This is a genomic window from Marinobacterium litorale DSM 23545 (assembly GCF_000428985.1).
Lineage (GTDB): Bacteria > Pseudomonadota > Gammaproteobacteria > Pseudomonadales > Balneatricaceae > Marinobacterium_D > Marinobacterium_D litorale.
The window spans coordinates 22,949-43,397 of sequence record NZ_AUAZ01000027.1; the positions used below are offsets into that span (position 1 = coordinate 22,949).

Here is a 20,449-nt window from a genome sequence, read left to right on the forward strand (position 1 = left end):
GACCCTCACCGGGAATAGAACACCCTAAGCGGGAGCAGGCTAACCAGCCTCTCCCGCTTCTTGCTTCAGCGGCAATGCCGACGCCGGCAAACCAAATACCCGATCAAAGCCAAGATTGAAAACAAAGGTGTAAACGACAAATACCAGCGTCAAACCGATATCCAGCAACAACGCCTCCCACCAACTTATGGCAAGCCACCAGGCGATTGCCGGCACCAGCATAATCGTCAAGCCCAGCTCAAACCCCAATGCATGCAGCGCTCGCCGTTTGAAACTGCGCCCGCGGACAATCTGCCTCGCCTCCCAGAATTCAAACCCGGTATTCCAGACCAGATTCCAGAGCATGGCGATAACCGACGCGCCCACAGCCACGCCACCGGCAAGGGCCGGATCGTGACCCAGCAGGGTGACAAGCACCATACTCAGGCCGATCCCCCCAACCTCAAATACCGTTACATAGACCAGTTTACGTTTGATGCCCTGCATAGGATCCCCCGGTGAACGAGGCAAATATCCTAAAGGGTCGAAACGCGTGGTGCCAGATAATTGATGGCAAAAGGAAGGAGATCAAGCATCCCGTGCAGCGAATACTAACCCGGCAGAAGCCAAAAGCGGATGCCGGGAATCCCTTCCCGGCAGTTACACTCAGACGAATCCGAGCAGACGTGGTAGGAACAGAGACAGTTCCGGTACAAACGTGGTGACCATCATCACCGGCAGCCCGACAAAGGCCATCAGACCAAGCGCCGGCATCACGGTTTTATGGATGGATACCTTGCCGATACGACATGCCATATAGAGTATTGGCGCCACTGGTGGACTGTTCGCACCGATAACCACAGAACATGCGACGATGGATGCAAAATGCACCGGGTGCACACCACTTTCCACCATCAGCGGCAGGAACAGCGGCGCAACCACAACGGTCACAGACACATCATCCATGATCATGCCGGCGACGATCAGGAAGATATTCACCACGATCAAAATCAACAGCGGATTCTGGATCAGTGTGCTGACCAGCTCGGTCAGATCCTGTGGAATACGCTCAGACGCAAGAATACGGCCGATCATAAAGCTGAACAGCAGAATCAGGATGACAGTACCGGTGGTTTCAGCCGCAGAAACCACACTGCGCGCAAAACGCTTCAGGTTCAGGTCCTTGTAGACGAAAAACCCGATCATCATAGCGGCAAACGCAGCAACAGCCGCCGCCTCGGTTGGCGTGAAAACACCGCCGTAAATGCCACCGAGAATAATGATAGGCAGCGACAATGCCGGAAATGCCCTGAAGGTCGCCATCCCCTTGCTCGGCAGTTTTTCAAGACCATCGTTGGCAGCGCTGCTGACTTCGTCAAAGAAACGCCCAACGCTGAAGCGGTTAGCCAGTATGAGCCCGATAATCAGCAAAATAGCGGGGCCAACGGACGCCGCAAAGCAGGCGGCCACCGACTGTCGGGTTACCACCGCAAACAGAATCATAGTGATCGACGGTGGGATTAGAATCCCCAACAGCGACGAGATACCCAACAACGCTGAAGAGTAACTGCGCGGGTAACCACGTTGCTCCAGCGGCCCGATCATAATCGTACCGATGGAAGCCACGGCTGCCGTAGCCGTACCGGCGATAGCACCAAAGATACCGGACGCCATCACCATGGAGGCACCCATACCCCCACGACGTTTTCCGATCATGACCTCTATGAAGTCCACCAGACGCCGGGCGATACCGCCGCTTTGCATCAGGTAACCCGTCAGTACAAACAGTGGCAGCGCGATCAGAATAACCGAGTCTACCGACCGATACCCCTGCAACATCAGCGTGTTCAGGTTGGCATCATAGGCGTACACCATGTAGGCCAACACACCGGCAAATGACCACGCAACGGGGACGCCGATGATCATCAGCAACATCAGCAGTCCAATGGCAATAAAACCTTCCATTTCACTGCTCCCCTTTCAGGCGCTTGAGACCGATCAGCGCACAAATAACATCTCGCAGCGCATAACAGCTGCATCCAACGGCGGCCAACATAATCGAGGCCTGCGGCAACCAAAGCGGAATTCCCATACCCGGCGTAGACTGAGGCCGGCGCATACCCCAGGCCAACATGCGGTAGGCCAGGACGACAAAGAACACACAAATTAGAAAGGTAATCACAGAAATCAGTATCTTATGCATTAGCTGGAACCGGCGATCGGTAATCTGCAGCTCCACGAAATCCACCACCAGGTGTTCGTTACGGCGACTGGCAATCAGCCCCCCGAGCATGTAGAGCCACATCCCGAACAGCATGATCAGCTCCAGCAGGCCGACCACCGACCAGCCGAACACGTAACGTGCCAGTACCAGAAATAACATCAGACCAACCACTAACATGCTGGCGACAAACGCGGCCGCTTCCAGCAGCCAGCCTACGCGGTGATCCAGTCCGGAAAAAAGCTTGCTGACCATTTTTTATCCAGCCTTTTAACAAACCAGCCCGCAGAGCGGGCCGGTTGAGGTGAAACAAAAGACTACTTGCTTACAGCGGAGTAGCGTTAGAGCGGATCGTTTCCATGATTTCCGAGCCGATCTCTTCTTCCATCAGCGGCCATACCTGCTCACGAGCCGCCTTGGCAAACTCACGGATCTGCTCTTCGGACGGTTCGAAGTACTCCATACCGGCTTCCTGAGCCTTGGCAATGTAGTATTCATCCTGCTCTTTGGCAGCCTTGAACTGGTCGTTCATGATTTCGATTGCAGCTTCGCTGACCACTTTCTGCTGCTCTTCGGACATGCTCTCCCAGGAGTCCAGGTTCATGGAAAGAACACCGGTCATGAAGAAGTGCTTGGTCTGAACGTAGTAATCCAGGGAGTCACGGAAGTACTCGTAATCCCAATAGATCACGTTACCGGCTTCACCGTCGACAACACCGGTCTGCAGCGCGGTGTAAACTTCGCCCCAGTCGATAGCAGCGGTCTGGTAACCCAGCGCCTGCATGGTCTGCGGAGCCGGGAATACGGTCATGGTACGTACTTTCAGACCATCCGCATCAGCAATGTTGAGCGCGTACTTGCCGCGGGAACCCACACCGTTAAAACCTTCTGGCCAGGGGCCGAAGAACTTCAGGCCGATATCCTGATAGATGCCGCCCAGCATGTTGTTAACCCAGCCGCCCGGGCTGTATGCGTTCAGCGCTTCATCCCAGGACATGGTCATGTAAGGGGTATAGATAACGCCGATACGCTTGTCATAGGACGTCATCGGCCAGTTCAGCATCACGTCGACGTCGCCCGCCACGTGAAGGTCGAAAACTTCCTGCTGGCCACCCAGTTCGTTCTGGTAGTAAACGCGCGCTTCGATATCGCCACCGGACTTCTCTTCGATCAGTTTGCCCCATTTTTCCAGAGCGTTACCGGCAGGAGATCCCTTGGTACCGGAGTCCGTAGCCAGCTTCAGAGTCAGAGCGTGAGCGCTGGTGGTCGCCAGGCAGGCTGCGGTTACAGCAGTCGCCAGCAGGGTTTTCAATTTCAATCCTGTTGCTTTCATTGCTTTAAATACCCCTTGGTTTGTCGTCGATCTCTTGGATCCGGGCAACCGCGATAGCCACCCGTCCCCTTAGTGAATTCGCGCGCGTACGTTTTCGACCATCGCCGCCACGCTGGGGAGCATCAGCCCCCTCGATTCGCGCTCCAGCTCAGACACCATCTGCTTTACAGCAGCGAGTCCGTCCTGCGGCGCCCCTTCGAGCCAATCCTGCAGCTCGTTTTCAATCAGCGCTGCGTCGGCTCCGACCGGCAGTGCCAGCCCGAGCTCCCGCAAGCGGTTCGCAAAATCCTCAAGGTCGATCAGATCTGCAAACATCATTTCGTTTATTTCGCCTCTCTCGAACAACGCTGTATCAGTGCAGGTGCACTTCGGACTTCAGCCCGCGATACAGACTCAGACACATCAGAATCAGGACGACGGTGAACGGCAGCCCGGTAGTCACGGCACCGGCCTGCAGTGCGACCAGCGCATCGGAGCCGCCGCCCACAAGCAGGGTTCCAGCGATGATGCCCACCAGAGTCGCCCAGAACAGGCGCTGCGGCATGGGCGCATCGGTTTTTCCGCCGGCAGTGATGCTGTCGATAACCAGAGAACCGGAGTCAGACGAGGTGATGAAGAAAACCAACACCAGCACGATACCCACGATGGACAGCAAACCGGTCATGGGCAGGTTCTCAAACATCTGGAACATCGCCTGTGACACATCACCGATACCGTTGGCCAGCGCACCGACGCCATTTGAAGCCTGCTCAATCGCGGTACCACCCATTACACTCATCCACAGCACGGTCACCAGTGTCGGGATCAGCAGCACGGCAGTGATGAACTCACGCACAGTACGCCCTTTGGATACACGCGCGATGAACATGCCGACAAACGGTGACCAGGAGATCCACCATGCCCAGTAGAAGACAGTCCAGCCGTGGAACCAGGTAGTATCTTCACGATCGATCCAGCCGGAGAGCGCAACCACATTACCTGCGTAGCTGCTGACCACAGTGCCCATGGTCTTGAAAATCGCCAGCGTCGGGCCGACCACGATAATCACGGCAATCAGGGCTGCGGCGATAATCATGTTGATGTTGCTAAGCAGTTTGACGCCGCCGTCCAGACCGCGAGCGACGGAGAACAGGGCAACACCGGTAACGATAATGATCACCGCGACCTGCGTGGAGAGGTCATTGGCGATACCGAAAAGGTAGTTCAGACCACCTGCAGCCTGCTGGGCACCCAGGCCCAGCGACGTAGCCAGACCAAAGATCGTGGCAAGAACCGCCAGAATGTCGATCAGGTGACCGATCGGGCCCCAGGTGTGACGTCCCAGCAGCGGATAGAAAGCGGAACGGATGGTCAGCGGCAGGCCCTTGTTGTAGGCAAAGAACGCCAGCGCCAGCGCTACCACGCCATAAATTGCCCAGGGATGAAGCCCCCAATGGAACATAGTGGCACCCAGGGCCATTGAGGCACCCTCGGGGGTGTTGGCCGGTGCGTTCAGCGGTGTACCGTACCAGTTGGTGTAGTAAGCCACCGGCTCAGCCACACTCCAGAACATCAGCCCAATACCCATACCCGCAGCAAAAAGCATGGAGAACCAGGAGAGCGTAGAGAATTCGGGCTTGGCGTTAACGCCACCCAGACGCACACGACCCACCGGCAGGAAAATCAATGCCAGACAGAAAACAACAAACAGGTTACAGCCGATCATAAACAGCCAGTCAAAATTCTCGATTGACCAGCCGCGTGCGCCTGTCAGCGCCTCCTTTGCACCGCTCGGGAACAGAAGCGTTGCAATAATGAACATCAGTATCAGACCAGCACTGATACCAAATACCGGGTTATGCACATCAAGCCCCATGAGCTTGACGTTGTCCTGACCGACTTGGTAGTCGGTGTCGTATGCAGCAGTTATCGCTATCGCTTCCGCTCTAGCTCCCTGTTGATTCACACCTTTCATGAAGCTCTCCTTCGGACTGTCTTATCGCGCGGAACCTATTCCGTCACGGATATTCTTTCTTTTTATTTTGTGCAGTCTCGGGGTGGTGCTGATCAAAATGACCGCAGAAAGCGAGAGGAACTTTCCGTCCGAAAATTCGGACCGGCCACACCCGGCTGCCAAGCCTCATCCATACTACGAATGCGTGAATTAACTGTTGTCCCCTTAGCGACAGCCAACTGGTGGAATAGCTACTTATTGCGACATGGCGTGAACCACTTATCTGTTTGCGACACGTTAAAAACCGTCAGCGAGCGATAAAACGGGATTGTCACAGATCTGGAGTAGCGCACTCGAAAATACGCATAAAAACCAAGTCAAAAACCTGACCGCCGGGTCGGGAAGCCGGATTTTACGGGCACTCGGCGATCTTCAAGCAGTGAATTTCATGCCAAGACGCAGGAAGGGTTTAGCTGCATCCACTGGATGGCTAAAGCGCTTGGCGACTGGTGTGGCCAGCCAAAGTGAAGCCAGGTTTGGCGCCGCATATAGTCGACAGCGTCATGCCAAAACAGCGCTATTTCAACGCTTCTACGGCTTCTCCGAGGTGCTTCCATACACCAGCGCATAAAAGCTATTGAGATTAGCCCGGATGTAGTCGAGAAAAGCCTGCATCACCGGCGTGGGATGTTTGCCTGCCGGGTGAACGGTACACCAGGAGCGACGCAGCGGAAGGCCATCCAGAGAGAGCACCTTCAGCTCATCCAGTCTCAGCTCTGCGGCAATGCTCAGCCGGGGCAGTACAGCGACCCCAAGCCCTGCCAGCACACCGTGTTTGATCGCGGCATTGGAACCCAGCTCCATTCTGGGGTTAAGTGTCAGACGTCGGCTGCGACACCAATCCTCAAGCGCATGCCGGGTACCGGATCCGGGCTCCCGAATTAACAATCCCGCATCAAAGAAGTCCTGCGCAGTCAGCTGGCTATCATTCAGCAGAGGATCGTCAGCACGAACCACCGGCACCAGCTCATTATCCAGAAACGGCATACTGGCCAGCGAACGGGAGTCCGGCACCATCCCCATGATTACCAGATCGTCGCGGTTTTCATTCAAGCGCTCCACGGCTTGTGCGCGATTGACCACCCGCAGCCGCACATCCACCTGGGTGTACTCCTTGAGAAAACCCTCCAGCAGATAGGGCACGACGTACTGGGCGGTACTGACGGCTGCAAGCCTTAATTCACCCCGCACCTGCCCCTGAAGTTCATCGAGCTCCATCTGCAGTCGCTCAAGGTCACCGAACATTGAGCGAACAACGCCGATCACCTGCTCGCCTGCAGCGGTGACGTAAAGACTTTTGCCCACATATTCGAACACCGGTTGCCCCAGCGCCTGCTCCAACTGGCGGATCTGCGCGCTGACAGCGGGCTGGGTGAGTCCCAGCTCGTCAGCCGCCCGGCTATAGCTCTGCTGCTGATAAACCGCCTTGAACACCTGAAGCTGGCGAAAAGAGAGACGATTTAGCAACTGGTTAAGGGTGTAAGCCATGGCTCTGCTCGCTACTCGGGGTTTGTAACGCACCAATCATAAGGTAGACCTTATGACACATAGAAAAAATATCAATTTATCCTTTTTCTCCGACTGTACTACTGTGGATTGATCTGATCGATCCACGCTTCAGGGAGAAGATCCATGCTGAAAAAGATCCTGATTGCCAACCGCGGCGAAATCGCCGTGCGCATCGTGCGCGCCTGTGCCGAAATGGGCATTCGGTCGGTGGCAATCTATACCGAACCGGATCGCTACTCGCTGCATGTAAAGCGCGCCGATGAAGCGCACTACATGGGAGAAGATCCGCTGGCGGGTTATCTGGACCCGCGCCGAATCGTCAATCTGGCGGTGGAAACCGGTTGCGACGCCATCCATCCCGGTTATGGCTTCTTATCCGAAAACAGCGAATTTGCTCGCATCTGCGCCGAGCGCGGCATCACCTTTATCGGCCCCAAAGCCGATGTTATCGCCCGGATGGGTGATAAAACCGCGGCTCGCGCCAGCATGATCGCAGCCGGGGTACCGGTAACGCCCGGTTCCGAAGGTAACCTGGCGGACCTTGATGAAGCGCTAAGAGTAGCCGACTCCATCGGTTATCCGGTCATGCTCAAAGCCACATCCGGCGGCGGCGGGCGCGGTATCCGTCGCTGCGACAGTGCTGCCGAACTCAAAACTCAGTACCCGCGGGTTATCTCCGAAGCAACCAAGGCGTTCGGCTCAGCCGAAGTCTTCCTGGAGAAGTGCATTGTCGATCCCAAACATATCGAAGTGCAGATTCTGGCTGACAGCCAGGGCAGCGCGATTCACCTCTATGAACGTGACTGCTCAATTCAGCGCCGCAACCAGAAGCTGATCGAGATCGCTCCCAGCCCTCAGCTGACACCGGAGCAGCGCAATTACGTGGGTGACCTGGCCGTGCGTGCAGCCAAGGCCGTCGGGTACGAAAATGCGGGTACGGTTGAGTTCCTGGTCACCGGCAATGAAATCTACTTCATGGAGATGAACACCCGGGTTCAGGTGGAGCACACCATTTCCGAACAGATCACCGGCGTAGATATCGTCCGTGAGCAGATCCGCATCGCCTCCGGTTTGCCGCTGAGTTACCGCCAGGACGATATCAGCCATCGCGGCTTTGCCCTGCAGTTCCGTATTAATGCCGAGGACCCGAAAAACAACTTCCTGCCCAGTTTCGGCCGTATCACCCGTTATTACGCGCCCGGTGGCCCGGGCGTGCGCACCGATACGGCGATCTATACCGGTTACACTATCCCGCCCTACTTTGACTCCATGTGCCTGAAGCTGATTGTCTGGGCACTGAACTGGGAAGAGGCATTGGATCGGGGCGCCCGGGCACTGTCCGACATGCGGGTACAGGGGGTCAAAACCACTGCGCGCTATTACCAGGAGATCCTCAACGATCCCGATTTTCGCAGCGGTGAGTTCAACACCAGCTTCGTCCCCAATCATCCGCAACTGCAGAACTATTCGGAAAAGCGGGACCCCAGCGAGATCGCCCTGGCCATAGCCGCCGCCATTGCGGCCCATGCCGGCGTATAAACCGTCGCGATAAGGAGAGATTCGATGAGCAAGATAAACGTTACTGATGTCATTCTGCGCGATGCCCACCAGTCCCTGATCGCGACCCGCATGCGTACCGAAGATATGCTGCCGATCTGTGACAAGCTGGATCGGGTTGGTTTCTGGTCGCTGGAAGTCTGGGGCGGCGCCACCTTCGATGCCTGCGTGCGTTTCCTGAAAGAGGACCCCTGGGAGCGTCTGCGCCAACTGCGTAAAGCGCTGCCCAACACGCGCCTGCAGATGTTACTGCGCGGACAGAACCTGCTGGGCTACCGCCACTACGCTGATGATGTGGTGGAAGCCTTTGTCGCAAAAGCCGCCGACAACGGTATCGATGTATTCCGGGTATTCGATGCGCTGAACGATCTGCGTAACCTAGAGGTGGCGATCAAGGCGGTCAAGAAAGCCGGCAAACACGCCCAGGGCACCATCTGTTACACCACCAGCCCGGTTCATACCGAAAAGCTGTTCGTGAAGCAGGCCAAGGCTCTGAAAAAGATGGGCGCCGACTCCATCGCGATCAAGGATATGGCCGGTCTGCTGACACCCTACGCCACCTACGACCTGATCAAAGCGATCAAGGGTGCCGTGGATCTGCCGGTTTTTATCCACAGCCACGCCACCGCCGGTCTCGCCGCCCAATGCCAGCTGAAAGCAATTGAAGCCGGTGCCGAGCATATCGATACCGCTATCTCCGCCTTCGCCTGGGGCACCAGCCATCCGGCCACCGAGTCTCAGGTCGCAGCGTTACGCGGCACTAAATGGGATACCGGTCTGGATCTGGAACTGCTGGGCGAGATCGCCGATTACTTCCGCGACGTGCGCAAGAAGTACCACCAGTTCGAATCCGAGTTCACCCGCGAGGATGTCTCGGTACAGATCAACCAGGTACCGGGCGGGATGATGTCCAACCTGGCGAATCAGCTCAAAGAGCAGAATGCGCTGAGCCGGATCCGAGAGGTGTTCGCGGAGATTCCCGCTGTCCGCAAGGATCTGGGCTACCCACCTCTGGTAACCCCCACTTCACAGATTGTCGGGACCCAGGCGGTGCTGAATGTACTGACCGGCGAGCGCTACAAGACGATCACCAATGAGGTCAAACGTTACCTTCAAGGCGGGTACGGCCACCCACCTGCTGACGTGAATGCCGCACTGCGGACCAAAGCGGTGGGCAAAGAGGAACTGATCGACGGGCGCCCGGCGGACCTGCTCAAACCGGAAATGGCACGCCTGCGCAAAGAGATTGGCGAACTGGCCCAGAGCGATGAAGACGTGCTGACCTTTGCCATGTTCCAGGATATCGGCCGCCAGTTTCTGGAGGAGCGCGCCGCCGGCACGCTGCAGCCAGAGGCGCTGCTACCCATCGAGAAAGCCGGACGCTCGGTCGATGAAGGCGTGGCTACCGAGTTCAAGATCGACGTACACGGGGAGACCTACGAGGTCGCCATTACCGGTGTCGGCGGTCATGAGAGTGGCAAGCGCCACATCTACCTGACGCTGGATGGTATGCCCGAAGAGGTGCTGTTTGAATCTCTCAACAGCTTTACCGGCACCACGGCGAGCGGCCGTCGCCAGGCGTCGTCTCCAGGACATGTTACCACCGGCATGCCTGGCAATATTGTCGATGTGCTGGTAGCCGTCGGCGACAAGGTCGAGGCTGGCCAGGCGGTGTTGATCACCGAAGCGATGAAGATGGAAACCGAAATTCAGGCACCGATCTCCGGTACCGTAACAGGCGTACACGTCGACAAGGGCGACCGTGTTACCCCGGGTGAGGTACTGGTGGAGATTGAAGCCTAAAAAGAGCAACTTGGTTGCAATGGAGATTGACCCCCGCCGAGGCATCGGTGGGGGTCTTTTTTTTGTGCAGCCGTCTAGCTCACGAAGACCACCCGAACAAAACCGGCGACAGAAACGACGGGCGAAAAAAGCCCCTCTGGGGAGAGGGGGCTACAAGGATTAGAACCGTGAATGCTCCGGGGGTGCACCGGAGACTTGAGGTAAAACCGATATCAGAGGGTAAACCGATACCAGCAACTTGCAGGGGATATATTCCGCAATCGGCGCACAGAGGTGAGGCTGTCTGGCTTCAGTTGGAATATGTGTCCATTGTCTACTGAACAAACGTCTAACACCTGTTCATGATCGAACCGCGCATTGCCATAAACGACACGGTTGAAACGAGTTTCCATCGCCCACAAAAAAGCCAGCGGTATCGACGCTGGCTTTCCTGAACGTGGGCGCTAAGCAATACCCAGTTAACGGATAACGCCCTCTTCGAGCAGCAGATCAAACACCGCCTGAGCCATTTCGGTGGCGGGCTGATCGCGAAGTACTTTACCGCCGTCGCCGGAGGATTTTGCGGTTGCCGCCTTGAATCGATCCGCGGCCGTTTTCGCCTTAACAACCTTGAGTCGTTTCGGACGCTTACGGGCAGGCGCCTCGCTCCACCCCGCTTTGACGGCATCAGTCACCTCAGCTTGCGCATTCACCGCCGCCAATTCGGCACGGCTGGCTGGGCCAAAGGCGCTCTGACGCGGCGCTTCGGCGGCCATATCCACACTGGCCACAAAGGGCAGGGGCACCTTCAGCGAGCGGCGCTGACCACGGGGCAATGCCTGCAACACCTCTGCCTGACCGTTCTCGATAGCAACGATCTCCGCCAGACGGGTCACCACCGGCCAGCCGAGGGCCTCGCCCAAGAGGTAGGGAACCATACCGGATGACTCCCCGCTTTCAGCACGCACGCCCGTCAGAACGATATCCGGCGTTTCGCCACGCAGATACTGGCTCAAAGCCGGCACCGCATCGGCATTATCGCCTTGGGCAATAATACGCAGCTTTTGTAATCCCATACCGGCGTAGGCCCGCAGGGAATCCTCTTCCGGATTACCGGCGTGCAGAACCTCCAGCCCCTTGGGAGCGAGCTTAAGGCCCATTTCCACGGCGCGGGCATCGGTTTCGGCACGGCGAGCACGGCCGGAACCCGGATGCTTACCCACCGAGATCAGCGCTTTGATGCGAAGATCCGGGAATTTCTTATCAGGCTGCATGTTCAATCTCCCCCTGACGATAAGCCTTAGCCAGACGAATCAGCTCCTGGAGCACATCACCACTATCGGCAATCACACTGAGTGCGGCACGTTTGACCATGTCACATCCCACATCGGTATTGATGGCGATAACCTTGTCGCACTGACCAATACCCTGCAGATGCTGGATCGCACCGGAGATACCCACCGCCACGTACACGCGTGCGGTCACCCAGGTACCGGTCGCACCGACCTGACGGAAACGCGGCATGTAGCCATCGTCCACCGCCACACGGCTGGCACCTTCGGTAGCCCCCAGCAGCTCGGCTGCCTGGTGGAACTGATCCCAATCCTTCACGCCGTTACCGGCAGAGAGAATGAACTCAGCTTCACCCAGCGGAATCGCATTCGGGTCAACAGCCACCTGGCCGCAATCGGCAATCTGGACACGGGCTTCAACAGCACCTTCCAGCGCCACCGGCAGGACTTCATGACGGGTTTCGTCGATGGGCTCTGCACACTCTTCAGCCAGTAGAACAAGACGCGGGGTCTCACGGGTGATATCCAGCGTACCGCCCGCCCCACGGCAGATACTCTGCTGAGCATCCACCTGCCAGGCCTGTGTTGCCGGACGCTCGCCAATGCGAGCCCCCAGGCGACAGCCCAACTCAAACCCGGCGGCAACACTGTCGGGCAGCAGCCAGTGACGCGGGGCAAACTCTTTTTCAACCTGCGCCAGCGCCGCCACACGACGCTCCGGCGAGTAGCCCTCGTATTCATCACCATCAAGGTGCAGCAGGCGATCAACGCCCGCTTTATCAAAGGCCTCTTCGCGATACTCACCGAAGACAACCGCCATCACCGCGCCGGCACCGCCAATTTCGCGGATCAGTTTGTGGGCCTGGCCGAGCACATCACGGTCATGACCGCTCAAACGGCCACCGACCATATCGGGCACCACGGCGATGTAGTAATCCGGGTTATCCACCTTATGCAGCGGCAGCACCACCTCTTTGGCACCGGAAGCGGAACGGCGACCACCGAGGCTTGCCAGACCGTTGCCGTTCATCCGGTCAATGCGCTTGATGCCGTTAGGACCTATAAAACCAACCGCATGCGGGTTACGACGGATCAGGCCAGATGGACCGCGAACCTCTGCGGCTGCGGACTGCATGGAGTCATGCAGCGGATGCAGACGGTTGCGTGCGATCCATTCCGCCCGCGGGTCGCGGCGAATAATATCTTCGCTCATACAGCCACCTCCCCAGCCTGCTTCTGTTTCGCAGCAGACTTGTTAGCACTCTGCTTACCGGATACCGGCGCGTCATCCTCGATCAACGCATCGGCCACCAGCTCGGCGATATCCTTCACTTCGGCACGGGGCTCCACCACGCCTTCCAGCATCGCGGTACACTGCTGACAGCCTACTGCGACCAGCTCGGCGCCCACTTCCTTGATTTCGGCCATACGCATATCGGCGATACGGCGCTCACCCGGAATATCGGTGATCGGAGCACCACCACCCCCACCGCAGCAGCGGGAGCGGAAACCGGAGCGTTCCATTTCGGCCAGTTTGATCCCCAGCTCACCGAGCAGCTCACGCGGCGAGTCATATTCACCGTTGTAGCGACCCAGGTAGCAGGGGTCGTGATAGGTCACGGTACCGCCCTTGAACTCTTCCAGATTCAACAGACCCGCTTTAACCAGCTCGTTGATGAACGTGGTGTGGTGCAGAACGTCGTAGTCCGGCTTCTGACCGGCCGGATACAGCTCCGGATACTCGTTCTTCAGGCAGTGGAAGGCGTGCGGGTCAGTCGTCACGATACGGTTGAACTTGTACTGACTGAGCGCCGCGATATTACGCTTGGCCAGGCTCTGGAAGGTGGCATCATCACCCAGACGACGGGCCACGTCGCCGGAGTCGCGCTCTTCATCGCCCAGCACTGCAAAGTCGACGTTTGCTGCTTTCAGTACTTTCACGAAGGCACGCAGAATACGTTGGCTACGCATGTCAAAGGCACCGTCGGACACCCAAAACACCACGTCCACTTCTTTCACGTCTTTAAGCACACGCAGATTCTGATCCGCCGCCCAGTTCATGCGGCTGCCCGGATTGAAACCGTTGGGGTTATCGGTGGCGATCAGGTTATCCAGCACTTCAGCGCCTTTGTTCGGGGTATTACCCTTCTCCAGCGTCAGGAAGCGGCGCATATCGACGATGGCGTCCACGTGCTCGATCATCATCGGGCACTCTTCCACACAGGCGCGGCAGGTGGTGCAGGACCAGAGTGTATCCGGGCTGACCAGACCTTCGGTGATGGTTTTGTTCGGGCCGCCTTCAGCCTTGCCGACTTCGATACCCGGGTAAGGGCTGCCGGCGAACTTGGCATCGGAGCCACCGGCCAGACCAACCACCATATCCTGGATCAGTTTTTTCGGGTTCAGCGGCTGACCGGCTGCAAACGCCGGACACATCGCTTCACACTTACCGCACTGAACGCAGGCGTCGAAACCCAGCAGCTGATTCCATTTAAAGTCAGTGGGCTTTTCCACACCCAGCTTGGACGCAGTCAGATCCACAGCCTTGAGGCCGGTGGAGCGACCACCCCCAAAACGCTCGGGACGACGGTGAAAGGCCAGGTGCAGGGAACCGGCAAAGGCGTGCTTCATCGGACCGCCCCAGCCCATGCCGAACACCAGCTCACCCAGCCCCCAAACGATACCGGCAGCCAGCACCACAGCCAGCACCCAGCCTCCAAAGTTTTCAGGCAGGATACCGGCGGCGGGCAGGGTCGCGATAAAGAAGCTGACAGCAAACATCAGCAGGCTCTTGGGCAGACGCATCCAAGGGCCCTTTGACAGGCGCGACGGCGGGTTAAGACGACGCTTGAATACGAACAGCGCACCGACAAACATCAGCACCAGAGCGCCCAGCAGGGCATAGCTGAGCCAGCGGCTTTCAACACCGAACAGGTGCACCGCGAGGATCAGCACCATCGACAGCACGAAGCCACCGGCAGTCGCCACGTGAGTCTTGGACATATACTTATCGCGCTCAACCACATGGTGCAGATCCACCAGGTAGCGACGCGGCATCGCCATCAGTCCGGAGAAGAGATTAACCTTTTCCGGCTGACCGGCACGCCAGAGACTGATCCGCTTGAGCATACCGGCCACAGCCAGCAGCAGCGCAACAGAGAGAAGAACGGGGAGTAACCAATCGAGGATCATGATGAGCCCTCTTGAATTAACCTAGGCTTGTACGTGGCAGTGAACTGCAAGGAGCGGCAAGCAGGTGGTAGCGGGCTGGCCCTCGCCGGCAAGGATGCCGGCGTGGAGCCCCCAGGGATGGGTTCACGGCGTGTCAGCACGTGACCACCTGCTTGTTGCCAAACCGCCCAGGCTGCCGCCAGACGCTTACAGATCCTTGCAGAGTCGCAGTGCGTCGTAGATCGCCGCATGTGTGTTGCGCTGGGACACACAGTCCCCCAGACGCCACAGGATCATGCCGTCGCCAGATTCGGATAGCTCTTCACCAAGAATGGGCTGAGGCTTGATATCGAACAGTGCTTCAACGTCGATCTGACCCTTGTTGCGCGACTCACCCTTGAGTTCGTAGTACAGCGCTTCGTTGGGACGAATACCGTTCTCGACCACGATCTGATCGACAACACGCTCTTCCTGCTGACCGGTGTACTCGTTTTCCAGCAGCGCAACCAGCTTGTCACCTTCGCGGTATACCTTCTCCAGCATCAGGTCGGAGGTCATGATCACCTCCTTCTCATACAGGCTGCGGTAGTAGGTCGGGAAGGTGGTACCACCGATGCCGACACCCGGCTTGATATCGTCGGTAACCAGCTCGACCATGGACCCTTTGGAGGCCAGGTAGTCAGCCGCGGACATCCCGGAGAATTCACAGATGGTGTCGTAGATCAGGACGTTTTTGCCCGGTTCGACTTTGCCGCTGAGAATGTCCCAGCTGGATACAACCAGACCTTCCTCGGCACCCCAGTGCGGGTTCTGCTCCAGGAACGGCGTACCGCCGGTTGCCAGGATGCAGACATCCGGCTTGAGGTCACGGATCATGTCAGCGCTGGCTTCGGTACCCAAACGGATATCAACGCCCAGACGCTCAAGCTCCATTACCATCCAGCGGGTGATACCGGCCATCTGATCACGCTGCGGTGCTTTAGCGGCGATGGTGATCTGACCACCCAGTTCTTCAGCCTTCTCAACCAGGGTTACGTTGTGTCCACGTTCAGCAGCAACGCGGGCCGCTTCCATACCACCGGGGCCACCACCCACAACAACGACCTTGCGCACAGGGCCAGTCGTCTTCTCAATGATGTGCGGCAGACCCATGTATTCACGGGACGTCGCCGCGTTCTGGATGCAGAGTACGTCCAGACCCATGTACTGACGGTCGATACAGTAGTTGGCGCCCACGCACTGACGAATCTGGTCAACCTGATCCATCTTGATCTTGGCAATGAAGTGCGGGTCAGCGATATGTGCACGGGTCATACCGACAAAGTCGACATAACCGGCTTCCAGGATACGCTTGGCCTGGTTCGGATCCTTGATGTTCTGCGCGTGGATAACCGGTACGGAAACCACTTCCTTGATACCCGCCGCCAGGTGCAGGAACGGCTCCGGCGGGTAGCTCATGTTCGGGATGACGTTGGCCAGGGTGTTGTGGGTATCACAACCGGAGCCAACCACACCGAAGTAATCGATCAGGCCGGTCGCGTCGTAGTACGCCGCGATCTGCTTCATATCTTCGTGGTTCAGACCATCCGGATGGAACTCATCACCGGTGATACGCATGCCGACGACAAAGTCTGGGCCCACCGCTTCACGCACGGCTTTGGCGACTTCCAGACCGAAACGCATACGGTTTTCAAAGCTGCCGCCCCACTGGTCGGTACGCTTGTTAACACGCGGAGACCAGAACTGGTCGACCATATGCTGGTGCACGGCAGAGAGTTCAACACCGTCGAGGCCGCCCTCTTTCGCACGCACGGCCGCTTTCGCGAAGTCGCCGATAACGCGCCAGATCTCTTCCTCTTCGATGGTCTTACAGGTCGCACGGTGTACCGGCTCACGAATACCTGAAGGAGACATCAGATTGGGCCAGTTCTCACCGTCCCAGCGGGAACGGCGCCCCATGTGGGTAATCTGAATCATGATCTTGCCGCCGTGCTTGTGCACAGCATCGGCAAGATTCTGAAAATGGGGGATGATACGGTCGGTGGACAGGTTTACCGAGCTCCACCAGCTTTGTGGGCTGTCGATCGACACCACACTGGAACCGCCGCAGATACAGAGGCCACAGCCGCCCTTGGCCTTCTCTTCATAATACTTGACGTAACGATCGGTGGTCATACCGCCATCGGTGGCATACACCTCGGCATGAGCGGTACTGACGATACGGTTACGGATGGTCAGCTTGTTGATGTTCAACGGCTGGAACAGTGCATCGAACTGCGACATGGTTCACCCCAACTTTTCTAAGGGCCTGCACCGGCTCTCGACGGCGCAGGTTTTTGTACTCTTTTGTTTTACTCGATTAGCCGAGCGGAAGGACTTCGAAAATGCCGTAGTCGCAGCCTTCTTCAGCCGCACTCTGCGTCTGTTCTGCAACGGTGCGGACCGGGTAACCTAGGCTCTCGGCGATCTGATCCATGGCACCGGCAAACCAGCCGGTGAACATGTAATCAACCTTGCGGTTTACTTTGCCGTACTGGTAAACGAACGCGGAGTTTTCCAGACGTACGCGGGCAGTACCCTTTTCCAGATCCAGCTCTTCAGTGATGAAGAACCCCCAGCCACGCTGAGACAGGCGCTTCATGTAGTGATCCCATACATCACGACCTGAAATACCGTGGGCTTCGGCTTCTTTTTCACACCAGTAGTAGGCGGATTTGTAACCGGCCTTGTAGAGGATCTCGGCATAACGCTCTGCACCGATCTCTTCTTCGATACCCATGTGGTTGTTAACAAAGAAGTGGCGCGGCACATACAGCATCGGCAGTGCATCGGTGGTCCATACGCCGGTTTCGTCATCGACGAGGATCGGCATTTCAGGTGCATGAGTACCCATTACTTCAAACTCCAACTAAAAGTATTTGTCTCTGTTAATAACCGCGTTGAAACGTCATGAGCGCCGCAGCCTCTGATCGTTATTCGCCCCAGACGTCTGCCAGGACCCGAACCCAGTTCTCACCCATGATTTTGCGTACCTGGGTTTCGGTGAAACCACGACGCAGCAGTGCTTCGGTCAGGTTCGGGAACTCACCCAGAGTACGGATACCTTCCGGGTTCACGATCTTGCCGAACTGGGTCAGACGACGGGCGTAGCCCTTGTCGTGGGTCAGCCACTCGAAGAACGGCTGGCCATGTCCCTGAGTGAAGTCGGTACCGATACCGATCTGATCTTCACCAACGATATTGAAGACATACTCGATCGCCTCAACGTAATCTTCGATGGTGGAGTTGATGCCGTTCTTGAGGAAGGGCGCGAACATGGTGACGCCGACGAAACCGCCGTGATCGGCGATGAACTTCAGCTCTTCATCGGACTTGTTGCGCGGATGCTCTTTCAGCCCGGAGGGCAGGCAGTGGGAGTAGCAGACCGGTTTTTTGGACTCGAGAATAACCTCTTCAGAGGTTTTCGCGCCGACGTGAGACAGGTCGCACATAACGCCGACACGGTTCATCTCAGCCACGATCTCACGGCCGAAACCGGACAGACCACCGTCCCGCTCGTAGCAGCCGGTACCGATCAGGTTCTGGGTGTTGTAGCACATCTGTACCACGCCCACGCCCAGATCCTTAAAGGTCTGCACGTAACCGATCTGGTCTTCGAACGCATGGGCGTTCTGGAAGCCCATGATGATACCGGTCTTACCTTCTGCCTTGGCGCGACGGATATCGTCGGTGGTGCGTACTTTCAGCACCAGGTCAGAGTTCTGCTCGATCAGGCCATTCATTTCAACGATGTTGTTGACCGTAGCCTGGAAGCCTTCCCACACCGACACGGTGCAGTTTGCAGCCGTCAGACCACCACGGCTCATGTCTTCGAAAAGCTCACGATCCCACTTTGCGATCACAAGACCATCGATCACGATGGCATCTTTGTGCAGTTCTGCTGCGCTCATTTTTCCACCTATTCAACGGGTGCTTTCAGTAGCGCTCAGAATAGGGGGAAAGATCACGGGGAATTGTTCTGAAAGCGTCACTCGACTGGCGTAAAGCGTAGTGATTCGCGACGTCAAAAAAGGTTTTCCACAGCCGGCAGGATTTAGTCACGGTAGAGCAGAAAAAGACCGGATCCTATAACGCAAAAAACCGCCGCTACCTCTGGGTAACGGCGGTTTCGAAAGACCTTTAAACCCGCTTACTGAAGGGTTACGGATCCGTAAGTCGGCTCAAACTGCGCTTCGCTCAGTGCGCGCATCGCCAGCTCGCTGGAGCGACGCTCGCCCTTCTGGTTGAGCCCCGGCAAAGCTGTCGTTACCAGCGGTGTCAGCGTCTGTGTCCGCTCCTGACTACGCATGCCACTGCGCTCTTCACGTGGCGGAATACCGATATGTTCGCGGTAGCATTTGCTGAAGTGCGGTGTGGAGACAAAGCCACAGGCCGCCGCGATCTCGATGATCGACATGGAGGTCTGCTTAAGCAGCTGACGCGCACGGAACAGGCGCAGCTTCAGGTAGTACTTCGACGGTGAGCACTGCAGATACTTCTGGAACAGACGCTCCAGCTGACGGCGCGAAAGCCCCACATACCCGGCCAGCTCATCCAGCTCGATCGCTTCCTCAATGTTGGATTCCATCAAAGAAACCGCTTCAACCAGTTTGGGCTGAGTGGTACCCAGTACATGACGCAGCGGAATACGCTGGTAATCGGATTCATTACGAACGCGATCACAGATAAACATCTCGGAGATACCGGCAGTCAGCTGGTAACCGAAGTCACGGCGGATCATGTTCAGCATCATGTCCATCGGTACGGTGCCGCCGCTGCTGGTCATACGGTCACGATCGATCACGAACAGGTGATTGGTGCAGTTAACCTTGGGGTAAGCTTCCTGCAGAGACGCGATACACTCCCAGTGCGCACTGCAGTCATAGCCGTTCAGCAGGCCCGCTTCTGCCAACAGGTAGGGACCTGTACAAACACCACCAATCAGGATGTGCTTGCGCGCCATCGCCTGTAGCCAGGAGACCTGACGGCGGGTAAAGCTACGTGTGATGTTAACACCGCCGACAACGATCAGTGTGTCCAACTCGGGAGACTCGGTCATTGAGCTATCCGGTGTGATCCGGATACCGTCACTGGCCATAACCGCTTCACCGTCTTCGGTGAGGGTGTGCCAGTTATAGAGCTCCTGCCCGCTTAGCTGATTCGCCATACGCAACGGCTCCACCGCCGACGCCAAAGCGATCATGGTGAAGTTGTTCAGCAACAGAAAACCGATGCTGCGGGTTTTGTTCTTTGCAGTTGAGCCCTGAAAAGAAGAAGAGTTGTTCTCAGACATTTTACGCTAACCCCATGTTTACCTATTGGGGCACTAGCAACCGCTGTGCCTTTTATATTTATATTTGGTCGTATCTGAGTCGGCGTGTCGCAAATAGATATGCGGATGCCGGGTTAGACCCAATTAGCTCCAAATCACGCGAAAAGCAGCTCTCACGGGCACTACAGACATGCGCACTATAGTTGAATCTGTATTAAAAGCGACCCCCCTGATGTCGTTTTTTGCACCTTTTTTTTACACAAACGGTCCAAATGAGGGCGCCTCATCTGGACCATTTGAT

Annotated in this window: 16 protein-coding genes; 2 read left to right on the top strand and 14 right to left on the bottom strand. The window is 57.0% G+C overall.

Features of this window, described 5'->3' with window-relative positions; genetic code table 11:
* Positions 1-39: 39 nt before the first annotated feature.
* The 7 genes from G403_RS0117060 to G403_RS0117090 all read right to left on the bottom strand — a co-directional run bounded on the left by G403_RS0117060 (position 40) and on the right by G403_RS0117090 (position 7,014).
* Entirely contained in the window at positions 40-486 is a 447-nt protein-coding gene (locus tag G403_RS0117060) for a PACE efflux transporter (protein ID WP_027855055.1), read from the bottom strand.
* 159 nt (positions 487-645) lie between these two features.
* Positions 646-1,944 carry a TRAP transporter large permease gene (locus G403_RS0117065; protein ID WP_027855056.1) on the bottom strand — a complete coding sequence of 433 codons (1,299 nt, stop codon included), beginning with the start codon at positions 1,942-1,944 and terminating at the stop codon, positions 646-648.
* 1 nt (position 1,945) lies between these two features.
* Positions 1,946-2,455, bottom strand: coding sequence for a TRAP transporter small permease (locus G403_RS0117070; RefSeq protein WP_027855057.1), 510 nt, complete (start codon positions 2,453-2,455; stop codon positions 1,946-1,948).
* 70 nt (positions 2,456-2,525) lie between these two features.
* Positions 2,526-3,533 (bottom strand): TRAP transporter substrate-binding protein DctP, encoded by a 1,008-nt coding sequence (gene dctP, locus G403_RS0117075; protein ID WP_084404093.1) that lies wholly within the window; start codon positions 3,531-3,533, stop codon positions 2,526-2,528.
* A 69-nt stretch (positions 3,534-3,602) separates the two neighbouring features.
* Entirely contained in the window at positions 3,603-3,851 is a 249-nt protein-coding gene (locus G403_RS0117080) for a hypothetical protein (protein WP_027855059.1), read from the bottom strand.
* A 34-nt stretch (positions 3,852-3,885) separates the two neighbouring features.
* Positions 3,886-5,487, bottom strand: a complete 1,602-nt coding sequence (locus tag G403_RS0117085; protein WP_027855060.1) for a BCCT family transporter — start codon at positions 5,485-5,487, stop codon at positions 3,886-3,888.
* 570 nt (positions 5,488-6,057) lie between these two features.
* The gene (locus G403_RS0117090) at positions 6,058-7,014 is read right to left on the bottom strand and encodes a LysR family transcriptional regulator (protein ID WP_027855061.1); all 957 of its coding nucleotides are present in this window, start codon (positions 7,012-7,014) and stop codon (positions 6,058-6,060) included.
* A gap of 144 nt (positions 7,015-7,158) precedes the next feature.
* On the opposite strand from G403_RS0117090, the gene G403_RS0117095 reads away from it, so the two are divergent.
* Positions 7,159-8,574, top strand: coding sequence for an acetyl-CoA carboxylase biotin carboxylase subunit (locus G403_RS0117095; protein WP_027855062.1), 1,416 nt, complete (start codon positions 7,159-7,161; stop codon positions 8,572-8,574).
* A gap of 24 nt (positions 8,575-8,598) precedes the next feature.
* Positions 8,599-10,395: a sodium-extruding oxaloacetate decarboxylase subunit alpha gene (gene oadA / locus G403_RS0117100; protein ID WP_027855063.1), complete on the top strand. Its 1,797-nt coding sequence runs from the start codon at positions 8,599-8,601 to the stop codon at positions 10,393-10,395.
* A 458-nt stretch (positions 10,396-10,853) separates the two neighbouring features.
* Here the strand turns inward: oadA and etfB are convergent, their stop codons facing one another.
* The 7 genes from etfB to gbdR all read right to left on the bottom strand — a co-directional run bounded on the left by etfB (position 10,854) and on the right by gbdR (position 20,169).
* Entirely contained in the window at positions 10,854-11,648 is a 795-nt protein-coding gene (gene etfB, locus G403_RS0117105; RefSeq protein WP_027855064.1) for an electron transfer flavoprotein subunit beta, read from the bottom strand.
* Positions 11,638-12,879, bottom strand: coding sequence for an electron transfer flavoprotein subunit alpha (gene etfA, locus G403_RS0117110; protein WP_027855065.1), 1,242 nt, complete (start codon positions 12,877-12,879; stop codon positions 11,638-11,640). Before etfA ends, etfB begins: the two co-directional genes overlap by 11 nt.
* Positions 12,876-14,855 (bottom strand): (Fe-S)-binding protein, encoded by a 1,980-nt coding sequence (locus G403_RS0117115; protein ID WP_027855066.1) that lies wholly within the window; start codon positions 14,853-14,855, stop codon positions 12,876-12,878. Before G403_RS0117115 ends, etfA begins: the two co-directional genes overlap by 4 nt.
* A 189-nt stretch (positions 14,856-15,044) precedes the next feature.
* Positions 15,045-17,120 (bottom strand): dimethylglycine demethylation protein DgcA, encoded by a 2,076-nt coding sequence (gene dgcA, locus G403_RS0117120; protein WP_027855067.1) that lies wholly within the window; start codon positions 17,118-17,120, stop codon positions 15,045-15,047.
* 76 nt (positions 17,121-17,196) lie between these two features.
* Positions 17,197-17,730: a 4-vinyl reductase gene (locus tag G403_RS0117125; RefSeq protein WP_027855068.1), complete on the bottom strand. Its 534-nt coding sequence runs from the start codon at positions 17,728-17,730 to the stop codon at positions 17,197-17,199.
* A 79-nt stretch (positions 17,731-17,809) separates the two neighbouring features.
* On the bottom strand, positions 17,810-18,787 hold the full coding sequence (locus tag G403_RS0117130) for a dipeptidase (RefSeq protein ID WP_027855069.1): 978 nt from the start codon (positions 18,785-18,787) through the stop codon (positions 17,810-17,812).
* A gap of 239 nt (positions 18,788-19,026) precedes the next feature.
* Positions 19,027-20,169 carry a choline metabolism transcriptional regulator GbdR gene (gene gbdR, locus G403_RS0117135; protein ID WP_027855070.1) on the bottom strand — a complete coding sequence of 381 codons (1,143 nt, stop codon included), beginning with the start codon at positions 20,167-20,169 and terminating at the stop codon, positions 19,027-19,029.
* Positions 20,170-20,449 lie beyond the last annotated feature (280 nt).